The organism is Gordonia otitidis, assembly GCF_020735545.1.
GTDB lineage: Bacteria > Actinomycetota > Actinomycetes > Mycobacteriales > Mycobacteriaceae > Gordonia > Gordonia otitidis.
Map to the genome: position 1 here is coordinate 1,083,360 of NZ_CP085974.1, position 16,924 is coordinate 1,100,283.

The following is a 16,924-nucleotide window of genomic DNA, read 5'->3' on the forward strand; positions in this document are numbered from 1 at the left end:
TCGTCTGCGTAAGGGTAACCTAACTACCGGTGGCCTGACTGCGCGGGGCCGTATGGGTCAGGGCCGGACCGACGCGATCACGCCGTCGTGGTCGGAACCGGGCAGTTCGACGCGACGGAAACTCGTCGGCATCGGACCGCCACGCGTCATCACGCGGTCCAGGGCGAGGACGGGCGGGAAGCGTCTGTTGGCGGGGTAGGTGGCGACGATCCCGTAGCCGAGGTGCTCCGCGGCGTCGACCAGGCCCGGCGGCGTGGCGAGCAGTCTGCGGAAGCGCGCGTGGTCGTAGGTCGAGTTGAAGTCGGCGCCGAGGATCAGCGGGAGTTGCTCCCCGCCGAGAGTCGACGAGAGGAGATCGACCTCGTACGCCCAGCGCCACGCGGGTTCCGGCCACGGCGGTATGGGGTGGAGTGCGTACACGGCGCGGCGCCCGACGCCGGGGATGTCGGCGACGGCGCGCAGATTCGACATGGCCATCTTGCCGATGCGGGATTCGTCCGACAGCGGGTAGCGCGAGAAGATGCCCGCTCCGCCCCCACCCGGTCTGGGCACGACGAACCGGTAGGGCAGATCGCCCGCGATGCCTGCGGCGTCGAATCTGCCGACGGCGTCGGTGGTGAGTTCGACGACGGTGAGTATGTCGATCCGGTTGTGCCGGACATCACGGACGATCGATGTGACGTCCGCCTGCCCCAGATAGATGTTCGCCTGCATGACGTTGATGTCGGTCGCAGCCTGCTTCTCGTCGGTGCCGATGTAGAGCGGTACCTGCGTGCCGATGCCGATGACAACAACCATCGCGCCGATCACGGCACACATCCACGCACGTGACGCCAGCACGAGCACCAGTCCGACCATGCCGATCACGATCAGTACGGGCGTTCCAGCGGCCAGTCGAGCCCAGGTGTTGCTGACGAACGGAACGGCGTGCGCGATCACGCCGAGGAGTCCGGCCGCTACCAGCAGGCAGCCGAGAACCGTCACCGCCCGGCGCGCCGCGCTCGACTCAGCCGTACGCGACGTCGACGGCGTATCGGGCAAACCCGAGCCTCTCGTAGGTGTGCAGCGCAGCGGTGTTGTCACCTTCGACGTAGAGCATGACGGTTCCGATGCGCCGGTCGGCGAAATAGTGCAGTCCGGCAAGTGTGAGCATCCGTCCGAGCCCACGCCCCTGGGCTGCCGGGTCGACACCCACGATGTACACCTCACCGAGGTCGGCATCCTGCCGTTTGGTCCAGTGGAAGCCGAGCAGGGTCGACGGGTCGTCGACGTCGTAGGCGAGGAACAGTCCGGCCGGGTCGAACCAGTCGGCGGAGGTGCGTTCGTCGATCTGCGCCGACGACCAGCCGCCCTGCTCCGGATGCCACTCGAATGCCGCGTTGTTGACGCGCAGGATCTCCCCGTCGTCGTCGGGTCCGGAGTATGTGCGCAGCTCGATCGACGGATCGACGACGAGCGGCGGCAGATCGGAGCCGTCCGCGGCTACGTCACGTCGTAGCTGCAGCAGTTCACGCTTTTTTCGCAGTCCCATACTGGCGGCGAGCGCCTGCGCCCCGGGGAGGTCGCCGTGCGCCCACGCCCTCGGCGACGGTCCGTCGGCGTCGGAGACCTCGCGTGCCTCGGCGAACGCCGAGTCGAGCAATGCCCTCCCGTGCCCGCGTCTGCGCAGTTCGGGGTCGATGACCGCCTCGATCATCGACGGCTCGCCGTCGCGTCCGGGTGTGATGTTCGCGTACCCGGCGGTCGAGATGACGTGTCGCGCATGCGCGGCGTCGTCGTCGGTGCGCTCTGGGGCGTCGATGGCGAGTACCGCTTGCTCGGACAATGGCGCGACGCCGTCGACGACGGTCGCGTCCGCGACAAGGCGATGCGCGTGCTCGACCCCGGCGGCGTCGAGTCGATCGAGGACGATCGGGGTGTTGCCGATCGCGTCAGCTTCCGCTGGCACTGAACTCCTCACCGACTCCCGAGGTATCGAAGGAGTCGCGGTCGGTCGGGGCGTGGCGGTCGGTCGGGGTGTCGTCGTCGGTCAGGTCGTCGTCGGTCAGGCGCTCGTCGAGATCGAGATCACCATCGTCAAGGTCGGCGTCGTCCGAGAGGTCGTCACCGATGTCACCCTCACCCACGAAGTCGCCGGCAGACTCGGCACCACCGTTGCGACCGCGCGTCGGGCGCACCGCCTTGTATCCGACGTTGCGCACGGTGCCGATCAGTGACTCGTGCTCGCTGCCGAGTTTGGCGCGCAGGCGTCGGACGTGGACGTCGACTGTCCTGGTGCCGCCGAAGAAGTCGTAGCCCCACACCTCCTGAAGGAGTTGTGCGCGGGTGAAGACCCGTCCCGCATTCTGCGCGAGGTATTTCAGGAGTTCGAACTCCTTGTACGTGAGATCGAGCGGGCGCCCGCGCAGTCGCGCGGTGTAGGTTCCCTCGTCGATCACGAGTTCACCGAGCGTGACCTTGCCCGAAGCCTCTTCGGTCCCCACACCCCTCGTCCGGACGACAAGCAGTCGGAGCCGCGCGTCGAGTTCGGCAGGGCCGGTCGCGGGAAGGAGGAATTCGTCGAGTCCCCAGTCGGCGTTCACAGCGACCAGACCGCCCTCGGTCAGGACAGCGGCAACCGGGACCGCCGAACCGGTGCTGCCGAGCAGGCGGCACAGTCCGCGTGCCGCGGCGAGGTCGGTCCTGGCGTCGACGATGGCGACGTCGGCGTTGCCCGCCTCCATCAACGAGGAGACCTCGGTCGGTGCGACGCGGACCGTGTGCGCGAGCAGCGAAAGGGACGGCAGCACCGCTTCCGGATTCGGATCGGCTGTCAACAGTAAGAGATCCACGTATTACTCCGATCTCGTCTTCCCACCCTGAACACCACAACCGCGACCGTCGGGGAGGAGTTCGCCGGGACGCCAGCTTCGCACACGAACGAACTCCATTGTTTACGTCGGCTTACCGCCATGTGCGCGATAGATGACAGAATAGCCCCAATGTCGGGTTCCGCTGTTAACAAGGCAGCCGATGGGAGCGGCGACGCGGCATCGGGCACGCCTGCACGCGGCACTTTCCGCGCCCGTCGCGCGGTCGTCGTCGGTGTCTGTGTCGTCCTCATGATGCTGGTCGTCGCGTTTCTCGCCGACATGGCAACCGCCGCTCGCGGCGAGTACCGCATGTCTCGATCGTTGCTGGCCTCGCCGCGGATCACCTATGACCCGGAGGTCACCCTCGGCGGGTTCCCCTACGTCACGCATGCGTCGCGAGGCGAGTTCTCCGGTGCGACGATCACCGCGCGCGGCGTCACGGTCGACGGCTGCCGCATCCGGCGGGGTTGCACGGCAGAACTGGGCGCCCGGTTGGGCACGCTGACCGTGCCGAACGGCTGGAACATCGGACCGTCGGACGCGATCCACACCGCATCTGTCGACGCGTACACACGACTGGACTCGGTGAACCTCGGGCGATTCCTCGACATCCTCGACCTGACCGTCAACACCCCCGCGCCCGAGGGCAAGGCGGGAGGCGGCGGCCCCCAGGATGGTCTGCTGCACCGATCCTCCGGGGTGCTGCTCACCGGAACCGTTGCCCTGCCGCCGTCCGCGCATCCACTGCCGTCAACGGGCTCCGAGACCACCCCGTTCCCCGCGGACACACCGTCGGCGTCGGAGTATCGGGGTCGCAGGGCGAAGGTGAGCGTGAGCGTCGACCTGTCCATCCGCGCCGGACGACTGCACCTGGAGGCGACGGGCTTCTACACCGGCCCGGAAGAACACGAGAGCGCACCGGAGCTCGACGGTGACGAGAACGCGGCATTGCGGGCAGCCGTGCTCGATCGATTCACGACGACCCTTCCGCGCCTGCCCCTGCCCTGGGGGATCATCCCGACCGGTGCCCACAGCGAGGGAAGCGACGTGCTGCTCGTCGCCGACACCGGCCCGCGTCAGCTACGCCCCAGAGACTTCTGAACCGGTCCCGCCGACCGTCGAACGATTGGGTGATGCCGGTATTCACACCCACCTACAGCCGAACGCAGGCCACCGTTGGGGGCCTGCAGGGTGCCTGTTGTACCCTCGGTGGCATGCAACTGCGCCGTGAGCTCCTGCTCACTCGTCGGCGGGCGATCGACTTCTGTCGCGTCGCCGACTGTTGCTGTCTCTAGTCCGGTGATCGCGCCGCCTCGGCACGTTCACCACAGGTGACGGCCGGTGTGTGCAGTGTGCGCGCTCGTGACATCGCAAGTCCGCATCGCTTCAGATGCCGCCGTCATCTTCTCGCCCGTCATTTGATCGACGTCCGGCCCGCTTTCTACATCTCTGGTGACCGGACAACTCCACCGAGAAATTCCACCTCTGGAAGGAACCAGACATGGCACGTTCCGACGTCCTGGTCAGCGCCGATTGGGCTGAGCAGAACCTCAACAACGACAAGGTCGTCTTCGTCGAGGTCGACGAGGACACCAGCGCTTACGACGGCGGCCACATCGAGGGCGCCGTGAAGCTCGACTGGAAGACCGATCTGCAGGATCCGGTCCGCCGCGACTTCGTCGATCGTGAGCAGTTCTCCAAGCTGCTCTCCGAGCGCGGCATCGCCAACGACGACACCGTCGTCCTCTACGGCGGCAACAACAACTGGTTCGCCGCCTACGCGTACTGGTACTTCAAGCTCTACGGCCATCAGGACGTCAAGCTGCTCGACGGTGGCCGCAAGAAGTGGGAGCTCGACGGCCGTCCGCTGTCGACCGACGCCGTCTCGCGTCCCGCGACCGAGTACAAGGCCGCCGATCCCGACAACTCGATCCGCGCATTCCGCGACGAGGTCGTCGACGCCATCGGCACCAAGAACCTCGTCGACGTGCGTAGCCCCGACGAGTTCTCGGGCAAGATCCTGGCTCCCGCACACCTTCCGCAGGAGCAGAGCCAGCGTCCAGGCCACATCCCCGGCGCGATCAACGTGCCGTGGAGCAAGGCCGCCAACGAGGATGGCACCTTCAAGTCCGACGACGAGCTCGCCGAGCTCTACTCCGAAGCCGGCCTCGACGGGTCGAAGGAAACCATCGCCTACTGCCGTATCGGCGAGCGTTCGAGCCACACCTGGTTCGTGCTGCAGGAACTGCTCGGACAGAAGAACGTGAAGAACTACGACGGCAGCTGGACCGAATACGGTTCGCTGGTCGGCGTTCCGGTTGAACTGGGAGAAGGTAAGTAATCATGTGTGCTGCACCCAAACAGGGACAGAAGTTGCCCGCGGGCGTCGACGTCGAGAAGGAGACCGTTCTCACCGGACAGGTCACCGACGGCTCCGGCAACCCGGTTGCGGGCGCGTTCGTGCGGCTGCTCGACTCCACCGGTGAGTTCACCGCCGAGGTCGTCGCCAGCCCCACCGGCGATTTCCGCTTCTTCGCCGCCCCCGGCACCTGGACGCTCCGCGCGCTCAGCTCGCAGGGCAACGGCGACGTGACCGTCAGCCCCGAGGGCCCCGGCGTGCATGACAAGGACATCACCGTCTCGAAGTAGCGCAACGCTCCTCGGGACACAAAGGCCCGGCACCCACGGTGGGGTGCCGGGCCTTTGTGTGCCGGCACCCAGAGCCCCTGAGCACAGCGTCCTCACGGAGGGCTAGAATCTATCCCGTGGTCATCTTCTTCGAAATCCTGCTGGTCCTCGCGGCCGTTCTGATCACCTGGTTCGCGCTGTACGTGCTCTACCGACTGGTCACAGACGAATCGTGACCTCCCCGGAGGACGGACAGCCAGACGACGCCGTCGGCGCCCGCAGATCGGGCGACGAGGCGATCAGCCAGGCCGATTCGCGCGCTGCCGAGTCAGGTAGCCGCGAGCGCAACGTGCCCGCGTGGGACGATCTGCCGCTCGAGGCGGACACAGCGAACCTTCGGCTCGGCGCCGATCTCCATCAGGGATTGCTCGCGTTGCTTCCGCTCGTGGGTGTCTGGCGTGGCGAGGGTGAGGGGCACGACCCGGTCACCGGCACCGACTACCACTTCGCGCAACAGATCGTCGTGAGCCATGACGGCCAGAACTTCCTCAACTGGGAGTCGCGGTCGTGGGTCATCGACGAGGACGCGAAGTTCCTCCGTCCCGATCAACGCGAGACCGGCTACTGGCGCATCACCGAGGACGATTCCATCGAGCTTCTACTCGCCCACGCCGAGGGCTGGGTCGAACTCTTCTACGGCCGCCCACTGAACCAGACGTCGTGGAATCTCACCACCGATGCCGTCGTGCGCTCGGAGACCTCGGTGCCCACCGGTAACGCCAAGCGGCTCTACGGCATCGTCCCCGACGGCGACCTCGCCTACGTCGAGGAACGTGTCGACCCCGACGGCGACCTGACCCCGCGCCTGTCGGCCAAGCTGCGTCGGTTCGTGGGATAGTCCCACCGCGATGCTGCGCGACCACACCGGCGCCCCACGCTCACTGCCGGTCTACTTCGCCCTCGTCTGGCTTCCGGTGCTCTCGACGCTGCTGTTCGGTCAGATGTCCACGACACTGTTCGCGTCGATCCTCGCCGCGCTGGTGATCGCCCTCGTCGCAGATGATGCCCGGGTCGGCGCGCGTACGCGTCGACTCATGGTGCAGGTCTTGACGATCCTGCGCTCGGTGCAGCCGCGAACGCCCCACTCCACCAGCCCTCCGCCACGCCGCGACGACACGAGAATCTCACTGCGGCAACATATTCACACCTTTGGCGCGGTAGCACCGCGCGCTCCGGCCGTCCTCTGACGGCCCGACGCCTCGCACGTCCGGGCCAGATCTGCCCGCCCTCCCCTACGTGTGAAGGATGTTCTCCCGTGCTGTCCATTTCGGGTGCTCGACGCACCCTCGGTTCCCAGACCCTGTTCGACGACCTCGATCTCGAGGTCAGGCCCGGCCACTGTGCATGCATCATCGGCCCCAATGGCGCGGGCAAATCGACGCTCCTGCGCTGCGTCGTCGACGACGACCGACTCGACTCCGGAACGATCGACGTGTTCGGCCTGCACCCCGACGATCGCTCGCCGCGGTTTCGCGGTCTCGTCTCCGCCGAGATCGGCGACGAGGCAACGTTCTTCGATGCAACACTGATCGAGCACCTCCACCTGCTCGCTCGTACACATCGCATGGATTCCGCCGACGTGGAGGCCGCACTCGACGACGCGGGTCTCGGCGATCTCGGTGACCGCTATCCGCACACGCTCTCGACCGGGCAGCGCCAACGATTCGCATTGGCGGCAGCATTACTTCGACCCGCACGCCTGCTCGTCCTCGACGAACCCGAGCGCGGACTCGATCTCGCAGGCCAGGAGTGGGTGGCCGATAAGCTGCTGACCGCCAGACAGTCCGGTCTCGCGATGGTGGTCGCCACCCACAGTCCCACACTGGTCGAGCGGTGCGCCGACATCGTCGTGGAGATCGGCCGATGAACACGAGTACCCGACCGCGCCGTGTCCCCGATCTGCGCTTCCGGTGGATGCGACGCTACGACTTCAGCTGGGTCGAGCTCGTCTTCTGCGCTGCGGTCCTAGGTGGTGGGGTGGTCACGCTGCTGGCCCCGTCACGGGTGTCGATGGTCGTCGAACTATCGGGAGCCGCGGCCGATCATCCTACTGCCGCACTGATCCTCACCGTGTCGGCGGTCGGCGTGCTCGTACATCACTGGTCGACGATCTGGGGACCGGTGCGCGTCGGCCGGGCCACGGCACGGTGGGTTCTGTCCGGTCCCGACGACCGCACCCGCCCACTCGCCCGACGCCTCCTCGCAGTCGGCGCTTCGATGGTCGTATGCTGCGCTGCGAGTCTGCGATACTGGCGACCCTGCATCCCGCATCGATCGCAGTCGTGGTGCCGGCCGGTGCGGCAGCGGGACTGCTGGCACTGGGTGCGGCGTATGCGCGTCAGCTGAGTGAGGATCGGCGACGGCTGCCGCGGGAACGGGCGCTCTCACCGAAGTGGCTGCACCGCAACAGCTTCGCACCCCATGACGGGTACGCGGATGCGCTGCAGCTCGCCGCGAGCATGCTCGACACCACGTGGCTGACCGACAACCGCGTGGTGCGGTGGCAGCGTCGACGCATGGCCGCACCGAGGCGAGCGCTGCCCGCGTCGTGGTTCGGTGCCGCCGTCGAACTCGATCGGCGACGACTGCTCCGGCATCCCGATGCCTGTGTCCGCTGGCTGATCTGCACTGCGATGATTGCTGTTGTGCCGCAGCTGGTCACCATTCACCACGGCGCGATACTCGTCCTGGCGATGCTGGTCTACAGCGCGGGCAACAGCTTGACCGGCGGCCTTCGTTCGGTGGCCGGCACCCCGGCGCTGCGACGGGCTTTCGGTCTCGCAGATCGACCGATCATGTTGGCACACATGGTGATACCGTCGGTCGGGGTCATCGTGACCGGCGGTGTTGCCGTCGTGGCCTGGCCGCTGCCGATGGCCTCCGCAGCACTCATGTTGTGCGGCATACTGTTCGCGGTCTATCGACGCGCGACCCGCCCGCCCCTTCCCTACGACTCGCCTGCCATGAGCGAGCCGTTGGTGACTGGTGCGGTCATTCAACCACAACTACTCACCTCGATGATGCGCGGAACGGTTGCCGTGCTCGTGACCGCCGCGATCGTCGGGTTGCTGTGACCGAGCAACGTCGAGTCACCAACGCGGTTGCGGGGACGGACCGTCGAAGAAGAACTGTGGGCCTCCTGGGCCGTCGTCGACGATCTCACCGACCAGCACGGGCCGCCCGTCGCAGCGCTCGCCCTGCACGATGTGGAACACGGTGTCGGGCAGGATGCGCGACGCACCGCTCGGCAGGAAAGTGAACAGCGTGCCGTCGGTGCCGCTCACACCTGGTGTCGAGAGAATGGCGAGATCATCGTCGCCGCCGTTGTGCAGCACCAGATGCCCGATCACGGAGCCCGCGACGCCGAACCTGCTGTACCCGAGGCGCTCGACTCTGCCGATGATCCAGTTGGTCGGACCGTCGTTCGTCCACTCGGGATCGTCCGGGGTGAGGTATCTGCGGCGTACCGCGACGGTGCGGTTCGACGAGGCGTGCATTCGTGAATGCAGGGTCCTGACCGCGCTGGCTGTTCTCATCGGCTCCGACCTTTCTGCAGGGCCCCGCGCTGTGCACGCGGTGTCGTCTGCCACCAAGTTCACCCGCTGGCGCCGATGTCCACATGCGTAGCGCGCTACTCGTTGTCGTCGATCTCCGGCCGCACCCCGCACTGGTACCCGTCCGCGACATGGAACGACCCCCGCACCACCCGTCTGGGACGGGCCGGGCGACCGGACTGGTCGGGTGCGGGGGTCGGGTGGCCATCTGGAATTCGCCGCGAAGCGAATCGGCCTAAGTCACAGGCGGTCCGCCGTCAGCGGATGGCCACCTCACGTGTCCGTATGTCATACAACTTCAGACCACCTCCTTTCCCGTGTACGAACGAAAGTACGCCCACTACCCGGCGCTCGGCAACGGGTTTTCGCGCAGTCCACTGATGGCCCGCCACCGACCGCTGCGTACACAACTGCGACGTCACAGCGAGGCCGCGACAATTATTGTCGCCGCTCTCCGCTGACGACCGGATTGTGTACGTACCCAGCTCCTCGGACCCCGCCGCACCGGGTGAACCGCGCTCGGCACGCTATCCGAGGGCGTCCAGCGGGGTCAGGTCGACGACGTCTGCGTCGAGTGCTCCGGTGCGAGCGCCCGCGGGCAGTTGGTGCGTCACGACCACCACGGTCCGCTCGGGACCAAACATGCCACCCACCGGCGTCAGCAGGCGGGCCAGCAACTGCTCGGCATCTGTGGCGTCGAGATGCTCGGTGGGTTCGTCGAGCAGCACCACCGGCGCTCGGTGCAGCAGTGCACGGGCAAGTAGTAGTCGACGACGCTGCCCACCGCTGATCGCCTCGGCGCCGCCGGTCAGTACCGTGTCGAGGCCGCCGGGCAGACCCGCAAGCCAATCGCCGAGACCGACGGTCGCCAGCGCCTCGCACATCTCGTCGTCGGTCACGTCGCCGCGCGCCACGCGCAGGTTCTCACCGAGCGTCGTCGAGAAGATGTGCGCTTCCTCGGCGAAATAACATGCGGCCGAGCGCAATGCGACCGGAGTGCCGTCCTGGTCGGTCGCAGTCACCGAACCAGCACGCGGCTCGAGCAAGCCGGCGATCGTCAGCAGCAGCGTCGACTTCCCGATGCCACTCGGGCCGACGACGGCAAGCCGCGATCCCGGCGGAAGAACCTGGGAGATGCCCTGGTCGGGTCCCAGCGTCCGCGGTGTGGCGTCGGCCGAGGCGGGCCACCCCCACCTCAGTTGATCGAGCTGCATCGTCACCGGCCCAGCGTGTACTGGCACGTCGATGTCATCGGCGCCATCCGCAGAAGCACCGACGTCGGCACCATCAATGTCAGCACCTTCGGCGCGAGCACCATCGACCAAAGCCATCACGCGTGATGCGCTCTGACGGCTGCGCTCCAATTGGATCCCGGCCTCGGTCAGCGGGGCGGTGGACTCGAATGCGGACAGGGGCAACAGGATCAGCACACCGAGGATCATCGGGGTCAGTCCGTGGCCGCTCGCGACGTCGGAGAGAGAACCGGATGTCTGTGCGGCCAGGTGTATTCCGATGAGGCAGGCCGCGATCAACGAGGCGCCGAGCGCGAGCGGTGTCGCGGCCGCCGCTGCGGACTGCACCCGCACCCCACGATCGGCGGCGGAGATGGCTGCCTGGTCGGCAGCCCGAGCGTCGGCGAGCACCGCATCACGACGCCTGCCGACGATCAACTCCGGCGCATGCCACAGTGCTGTGGCCGCGGTGTCGACGGCACGGGCGGTCGCGGTTGCACTATCGGCGATCGCGCGCGCCGAGCCGCGTGCGGCCAGCCACGGGGCGATCACACCGCTGACGATCAACGCGACAGCCAACACCAGCGCAGCCCACCCCGAGACCAGCGCCATGATGACCACCGCGGCGACCGATGTCGTGAATCCGACCCCGATGGGGATCAGTCCGCGGATCAACGCGTTTCCGAGTTCATCGATGTCGTCGCCGGTTCGGGTGAGCAGGTCGCCACGACGCAACGTGACCGAGTACGCGGGCGAACCGGTGGCCAACGCCAGGTACAGCCGTTCCCGCGCCGTCGACATCCCGCCGAGTGCGAGGTCGTGGGTGGCCAGCCGTTCCAGGTAGCGAAACAGGCCCCGTGAGATACCCAGCGCGCGTACCGCCGTGATCGCGACTGACAGGTACAGCACCGGCGGCATCTGCCAGGCGCGGGTGATGAGCCACGCCGACAACGCGGCGAGACCGAGCGCCGACATCGCCCCCGCGATACCGAGGAGCAGCGACCTCGCGACCGGACGCCACGTCAACCCGAGGAAACCGAGTGCCCGCACAAGGGGATCGTTCACGAGACCGTTCTTCATGTCAGCCAACGCCGATCACCGCCGGAAAATCGACAACCGAATCGGCATAAGCCCTGGCGATGGGCCGGTGCGCAACCACGATGACCGTGTCTCCGTTCGCGGCACGCCGCGCGATCGCAGCCAGGACAGACGCCTCCGATCCGGCGTCGAGGTGAGCGGTCGGCTCGTCGAGCAGCAGCAGCGGCGCCGGGGATGCCAGCGCCCTGGTCAACGCCAAGCGCTGACGCTGTCCGGCAGACAGCCCCACTCCACCCGCACCCAACTCGGTCTCGACGCCGTCGGGAAGACTCGACAGCACCACGTCGAAACCCGTTGCCGCAGCTGCCGAATCGTAGGCATCGGCGTTGAGCGTCCCGAACAGCGCGAGGTTCTCGGCGACCGTCCCGGGCACGATGACCGGTTGTTGCGGGAGCCAGATCACCTGCTCGTGGTAGGCGGTGGGGTCGAGTTCTGCCACCGGAATCGACCCGACGAGAACCGACCCGTTGTCTGGTGCGATCAGTCCGAGGATCGTCGCGATGGCGGTCGACTTGCCCGCCCCGTTGGGGCCTGTGAACAACGTCAGCTGCCCGGCCTCCACGGTCGCGGACAACCCGTACGGCGCCCAGCCGTCGCGGCCGTGTACCCCGACGTCGAGCAAGCGAATCGGTTGTCCCGCAACGGTGCAGGTCCGCGTGCGACGATGCACGGGCGTCGCGTCGCCTTCTCCGGTCTCGATGAGTTCGAGCACCTCACGTGCGGCGGTGACACCGTCGGCGGAGTTGTGGAACTGCGCACCCACCTGCCGCAGTGGCAGGTAGGCCTCCGGTGCGAGGATGAGCGCCAGAACTCCCGCGTAGAGGCTCATGTCCCCGAAGACGAGGCGGAGACCGATACCCACGGCGACGAGCGCCACGCACAGCGTGGCGAGGAACTCCAGCACACCGCCCGACAGGAAGGCCACACGGAGCGTCGCCATCGTGCTGCGCTTGTGTTCTGCGCCGAGGTCGGCGACCCGCGCGGCAGGCGCCTTGGCACGATTGAGAGCACGGAGCGTCGGCAAGCCGGTGATGAGGTCGAGCACCTGGGAATTCAAAGTGCTCATCGTCTCGAGCTTGCGTTCGGTCCTGTCCCGGGTCATCACTCCGATGAGGATCATGAACAACGGAATGAGCGGCAGCGTGATGATGATGATGAGCGCCGACGGCCAATCGGTCAGCCCGATCACGACGACCACCGTCGGCGTCACCAACACCGTCACGATCAGTGCCGGAACGTACCCGGAGAGATACGGGCCGAGTGCGTCGAGCCCGCGCAGCAACACCGTCGTGGCGTGCTCTCTGCGACGCAACAGTTCTCGCGTCGGCGTTCGGTCCGGATCGGTGAGCGCCCGCAGTGCACGCGCACGCAGTTCGGCGATGGTCGTCGCCGACGCACGGTGCGCGTAACGGTCATGGGCAAAGGATGTCCCCACTCGCACAACAAGAGCGACACCGAGAACCCACAGATGCGCGGACTGTGCCGACAACGACCGCGTGGTCGGATCGACGATGATCTCGGACAGGATCGACGCCGTCATCGCGGCCGCGACGATCATCGCGACAGTCGTGATGGACGCCGACACCGCGGTGACCGCAACGTATCTGCGGGTGGTCGGCGAGTACTTGAGCAGGCGCGGATCGAGCGGTGGTCCGCCTCGACGTTCGGTGACCGGGCTCGCCTGCGGGCCGCCCCGACCATCGGCCGGGGCGCCCACAGGACTTATTGCCACGCCTTCAGCGACGACAAGCCGATCGACTCGGGAATCTGGTCGACGGACAGCCGCTTGCGGAACACCCAATAGGTCCAGGCCTGGTAGGCGATGACGATCGGCGTGACGATGACCGCGGCGATGGTCATCACCGTGAGCGTGTAGTCGCTCGACGACGTGTTCTCGACCGTCAGGTTCCACGCCGCATTCGTCGTCGACGGGAGCACGTTGGGGAACAGGCACGCGAACAGCGAGGCGACCGTACCTGCGATTGCGATCGCGTTGGCGGTGAACGCGATGCCCTCACGCTCGGCCTGGGTGGCGATGACCATGACCACGGCGGCGACCGCCGCGATCAGCACCGGAATCCAGGTCCACCCGTTGCCGTACGCGAACTGGGTCCAGAGCAGGAACACCGCTGCCACGATCAGTGTCGGGATGGCCAGTGTCTTGGCGTACCTCTTGGCGTCCTCCTCGAGCACGCCTCCCGTTTTGATACTCAGGAAGATCGCGCCGTGTGTGAGGAACACCAGCAGCGTCGTGAGCCCACCCAGCAGTCCATAGGGATTGAGCAGGTTGAAGAATCCGCCGGTGTACTGATGCCGCTCGTCGATCGGAAGTCCCCGTACGACATTCGCGAACGCGACGCCCCAGAGGATCGCCGGAATCCACGACCCGAGTCCGATACCGAAGTCACACCACTGACGCCACTTGGGATTGTTGATCTTGCCGCGCCATTCGATCGATACGACGCGGGCGATCAGGCCCACGAGGATCAGGAACAGCGGCAGATACAACGCGGAGAACATCGTCGCGTACCACCCGCCGAACGCCGCGAACAACGCACCGCCTGCCGTCAGGAGCCACACCTCGTTGCCGTCCCACACGGGTCCGATCGTGTTGAGCAGCACGCGACGTCGCTTGTCGTTGTCGGCGGCGTCGTCCTTCGCCGACACCTTGCTGTCGCCACCGGTGTGGCTGCGGCCGAGGAACGGCATGAGCATGCCGACGCCGAAGTCGAAGCCCTCGAGCACGAAGTACCCGACGAACAGGATCGCGACGATGACGAACCAGAGATTTCCGAGCATGTCCCTTAACTCCTCAGTACGCGAACGACAGTTGCTTGGGGCCGTCGGCATCGGAGTCGGTGACATCCTCGTCGACGATGGGCGGAACGTCGTCGTGCGGTCCGGGGCCCTCGATGATGTAGCGCCGCTGCAGCAGGAACCACACGACGCCGAGCGCGCCGTAAAGGACGGTGAATCCGATCAGCGTCACCCAGAGAATCGGCGGCGTGTGATTGGAGACACCGTTCTGCACCAGCATGTGGATGCGAGTGGGATCGAGATCGTCGGCCCAGTTGGGCACGACCACCCACGGCTGACGTCCCATCTCGGTGAAGATCCAGCCGGATGCGTTGGCCAGGAAAGGCGTCGGGATCATCCAGAGCGCGAGCAGACCGAACTTGCGTGACGTGATCACCTTGTTCTTACGCGTCAGCCACAATCCGCCGAGCGCCACGATCACCGAGCCGAGCGCCCACGTGATCATCGCGCGGAAGCCCCAGTAGGTGACGAAGAGGTTGGGCGCGAAGTTCTGCCCGGGCTCGACACCCGGTGTCCCGGCGAGTCTCTGGGTGTACTCCTCCTGCAATTGATTGACGCCCTTGACCTCGCTGTCGAAGCGGTGATCGGCGAGGAACGACAGCATGCGCGGGATGGTGATGACGTGCTCGATGTTGTCGCAGTTGTTCTGCCGACCGACCGCCAGAACGGAGAAGCCTGCGGGCTGCTCGGTATCGCACAGCGATTCCGCGGCGGCCATCTTCATCGGCTGCTGTTTGAACATCAGTTGTGCCTGCATGTCGCCGGTGATGATGACGAGGACGCCTGCGACGATCGCGAACCAGCACGCGAACCTCGTGACAGGCCGCCACAACCGACGCGCGTCGCGTTCGAGATCCTGCGGGGTCGCGTCGATCTGACTCGGCGACGTGGTCTTCGGCATGTCGGAGGTGTCACCGGTCTCGATGGCAGCACTGAGCTTCTTCGCGCGGATCATGTTGCGTGTCATCCACCAGGCACCGATCGCACCGACGAAAGTGGCTGCGGTGAGCCAGGATCCGGCGATGACGTGCGGGAAGGCAACCAGCGTCGTGTTGTTGGTGATGACCGCCCAGAAGTTGTTCATCGCAGGACGCTCACGCACGTCACTCCAGGCGACCCCGACCGGGTGCTGCATGAAGCTGTTCGCCGCGATGATGAAGTAGGCCGACGCCGTCACGCCGATCGTGACCAACCAGATGGTCGCGAGATGCACACGCCGCGGCAACCTCGTCCACCCGAAGATCCACAGGCCGAGGAACGTCGATTCGAGGAAGAAGGCGATCAACCCCTCGAGCGCCAACGGCGCACCGAAGACGTCGGCAACATAGCGGCTGTATTCACTCCAGTTCATCCCGAACTGGAATTCCTGCACGATGCCGGTCGCCACACCGAGTGCGAAGTTGATGAGGAAGAGTTTTCCGAAGAATTTGGTGGCGCGTAGCCACTGCTCATTTCCGGTCCTGTGCCACACCGTCTGCATGATTGCGACCATCGGCGCGAGGCCGATGGTCAGTGGGACAAGAATGAAGTGATAGACAGTCGTGATTCCGAACTGCCATCGGGACAAATCCAGAGCGTTCATCGCGCCTCGAATCTCATAGCCGCGCCCCCGGGCTGGGAGACGCGTCTGGTAGCAGAGCGCGGACTTCTACGACGGCACGTAGTAGTCCGTTGTCGACGACGCTACGCTGGGCCGATCACGGGGACAAGCAGCCAAAGGTCCCGTCGTCGGGATGAAGTTATGAGCTGTGTCTCACGCTGTCTGTTCGCCTCACAAATCACTGTGACAGACGTGACTATTCTGTGTCATCGCCGATCGCCCGGTTCACCAAATCGGCGAATTGCTCGGTATTCGAAGCTACCGGCGTCACGTATCTGTTCAATGCGGTAACTCGCGCGGCCAGCGTGACGCTACTTGCCAGCCAGAAGGAATCCGCCGCAATGAGGTCTGCCGTGCGCAGCACACGGGTACTGGTGTCCCAGCCCTCTTTCTCGGCCAGCTCGAATGTCGCCCGGGCCGTTGTCCCCGGAAGGATGCCCACCTCGCTCGGCGGCGTGACGAGTGTCTTGTCGTACACCGCGATCACCGTCGACCGCGGACCCTCGAGCACGGCACCTTCTGCGCTCAGATAGATGACGTCGTCGAATCCCTGTGCCGTCGCGTGCCGCAGGGCAGCCATGTTGGTCGCGTAGCTCAGTGTCTTGGCTCCCAGGAGCTGCCACGGAGAACTCGACGCCGCATCGATCGAGTAACCGCGGTCGAGGGTGACCACCGAGACCCCGTCCCGTCGGACTGCGGTCACCCTGTCGGCGACAGGGCCGACCGTCAGATAGGACGTCGGCGACGCATCGTGACCCGCACTCTCCCTGCCTCGCGAATAGACGAGGCGCATGAGTCCCTCCGCGCCGCGCGGCGCGTCTGCCGTCCATTGCTTGCCCGCTACGTCGATCACCTCCCGCCACGCATCGGCATCAGGCTCGGGCAGGTCGAGCATTGCCGCGCTACGCGCGAGGCGTTCGAGATGCAGCGCCACACATCGTGCACGCCCTCCGCGGACGAGCAACGTCTCGAAGATCCCGTCGCCACGCACCGCGGCGAGGTCGTCGGCGCACAGAAACGGTGCGTCGGGGTCGTGGCGCTCACCGTCGAGGGTCATCAGGATCGAGTGCGACATACTCCAAG

Annotated in this window: 17 protein-coding genes; 8 read left to right on the forward strand and 9 right to left on the reverse strand. The window is 66.2% G+C overall.

Annotation, left to right across the window (positions count from 1 at the left end):
- Window positions 1-57: 57 nt before the first annotated feature.
- Genes LK459_RS04870 through LK459_RS04880 form a run of 3 tightly spaced genes read right to left on the reverse strand, consistent with a single transcriptional unit; the run spans window position 58 to window position 2,831 of the window.
- Window positions 58-1,041 carry an endonuclease/exonuclease/phosphatase family protein gene (locus LK459_RS04870; RefSeq protein WP_227922050.1) on the reverse strand — a complete coding sequence of 328 codons (984 nt, stop codon included), beginning with the start codon at window positions 1,039-1,041 and terminating at the stop codon, window positions 58-60.
- On the reverse strand, window positions 1,007-1,948 hold the full coding sequence (mshD, locus tag LK459_RS04875; protein ID WP_407648725.1) for a mycothiol synthase: 942 nt from the start codon (window positions 1,946-1,948) through the stop codon (window positions 1,007-1,009). Before mshD ends, LK459_RS04870 begins: the two co-directional genes overlap by 35 nt.
- Window positions 1,932-2,831: a winged helix-turn-helix transcriptional regulator gene (locus tag LK459_RS04880; RefSeq protein WP_227922052.1), complete on the reverse strand. Its 900-nt coding sequence runs from the start codon at window positions 2,829-2,831 to the stop codon at window positions 1,932-1,934. Before LK459_RS04880 ends, mshD begins: the two co-directional genes overlap by 17 nt.
- Window positions 2,832-2,981: 150 nt before the next feature.
- Between LK459_RS04880 and LK459_RS04885 the strand changes: the two genes are divergently transcribed.
- The 8 genes from LK459_RS04885 to LK459_RS04920 all read left to right on the forward strand — a co-directional run bounded on the left by LK459_RS04885 (window position 2,982) and on the right by LK459_RS04920 (window position 8,614).
- Window positions 2,982-3,953 carry an LmeA family phospholipid-binding protein gene (locus LK459_RS04885; protein WP_227922054.1) on the forward strand — a complete coding sequence of 324 codons (972 nt, stop codon included), beginning with the start codon at window positions 2,982-2,984 and terminating at the stop codon, window positions 3,951-3,953.
- 400 nt (window positions 3,954-4,353) lie between these two features.
- Window positions 4,354-5,193, forward strand: a complete 840-nt coding sequence (locus LK459_RS04890) for a sulfurtransferase (RefSeq protein WP_227922058.1) — start codon at window positions 4,354-4,356, stop codon at window positions 5,191-5,193.
- Between the two features lie 2 nt (window positions 5,194-5,195).
- A complete protein-coding gene (locus tag LK459_RS04895; RefSeq protein ID WP_005172564.1) occupies window positions 5,196-5,501 on the forward strand; it encodes a DUF1416 domain-containing protein in 306 nt (101 codons plus the stop codon).
- 211 nt (window positions 5,502-5,712) lie between these two features.
- Window positions 5,713-6,378: an FABP family protein gene (locus tag LK459_RS04900; protein WP_227922060.1), complete on the forward strand. Its 666-nt coding sequence runs from the start codon at window positions 5,713-5,715 to the stop codon at window positions 6,376-6,378.
- Window positions 6,379-6,388: 10 nt separating this feature from the next.
- The gene (locus tag LK459_RS04905) at window positions 6,389-6,727 is read left to right on the forward strand and encodes a hypothetical protein (protein ID WP_227922062.1); all 339 of its coding nucleotides are present in this window, start codon (window positions 6,389-6,391) and stop codon (window positions 6,725-6,727) included.
- Between the two features lie 68 nt (window positions 6,728-6,795).
- A complete protein-coding gene (locus tag LK459_RS04910; RefSeq protein ID WP_227922064.1) occupies window positions 6,796-7,407 on the forward strand; it encodes an ABC transporter ATP-binding protein in 612 nt (203 codons plus the stop codon).
- Window positions 7,404-7,886: a hypothetical protein gene (locus tag LK459_RS04915; protein ID WP_227922066.1), complete on the forward strand. Its 483-nt coding sequence runs from the start codon at window positions 7,404-7,406 to the stop codon at window positions 7,884-7,886. The genes LK459_RS04910 and LK459_RS04915 overlap by 4 nt, the downstream gene beginning before the upstream one ends.
- A complete protein-coding gene (locus LK459_RS04920) occupies window positions 7,823-8,614 on the forward strand; it encodes a DUF6297 family protein (RefSeq protein ID WP_227922068.1) in 792 nt (263 codons plus the stop codon). The genes LK459_RS04915 and LK459_RS04920 overlap by 64 nt, the downstream gene beginning before the upstream one ends.
- A 15-nt stretch (window positions 8,615-8,629) precedes the next feature.
- On the opposite strand, the gene LK459_RS04925 is transcribed toward LK459_RS04920, so the two are convergent.
- The 6 genes from LK459_RS04925 to LK459_RS04950 all read right to left on the reverse strand — a co-directional run bounded on the left by LK459_RS04925 (window position 8,630) and on the right by LK459_RS04950 (window position 16,916).
- Window positions 8,630-9,076 carry a hypothetical protein gene (locus LK459_RS04925; protein WP_227922070.1) on the reverse strand — a complete coding sequence of 149 codons (447 nt, stop codon included), beginning with the start codon at window positions 9,074-9,076 and terminating at the stop codon, window positions 8,630-8,632.
- Between the two features lie 545 nt (window positions 9,077-9,621).
- Entirely contained in the window at window positions 9,622-11,406 is a 1,785-nt protein-coding gene (gene cydC, locus LK459_RS04930) for a thiol reductant ABC exporter subunit CydC (protein ID WP_227923580.1), read from the reverse strand.
- A 1-nt stretch (window position 11,407) separates the two neighbouring features.
- Complete coding sequence (cydD, locus tag LK459_RS04935; RefSeq protein ID WP_227922072.1) at window positions 11,408-13,141, reverse strand: thiol reductant ABC exporter subunit CydD; 1,734 nt, start codon at window positions 13,139-13,141, stop codon at window positions 11,408-11,410.
- A 5-nt stretch (window positions 13,142-13,146) separates the two neighbouring features.
- Window positions 13,147-14,223: a cytochrome d ubiquinol oxidase subunit II gene (gene cydB, locus LK459_RS04940; protein ID WP_227922074.1), complete on the reverse strand. Its 1,077-nt coding sequence runs from the start codon at window positions 14,221-14,223 to the stop codon at window positions 13,147-13,149.
- A 13-nt stretch (window positions 14,224-14,236) separates the two neighbouring features.
- On the reverse strand, window positions 14,237-15,823 hold the full coding sequence (locus LK459_RS04945) for a cytochrome ubiquinol oxidase subunit I (RefSeq protein WP_007240203.1): 1,587 nt from the start codon (window positions 15,821-15,823) through the stop codon (window positions 14,237-14,239).
- A gap of 214 nt (window positions 15,824-16,037) precedes the next feature.
- Window positions 16,038-16,916: an aminodeoxychorismate lyase gene (locus LK459_RS04950; RefSeq protein WP_227922076.1), complete on the reverse strand. Its 879-nt coding sequence runs from the start codon at window positions 16,914-16,916 to the stop codon at window positions 16,038-16,040.
- Between the last annotated feature and the right edge of the window lie 8 nt (window positions 16,917-16,924).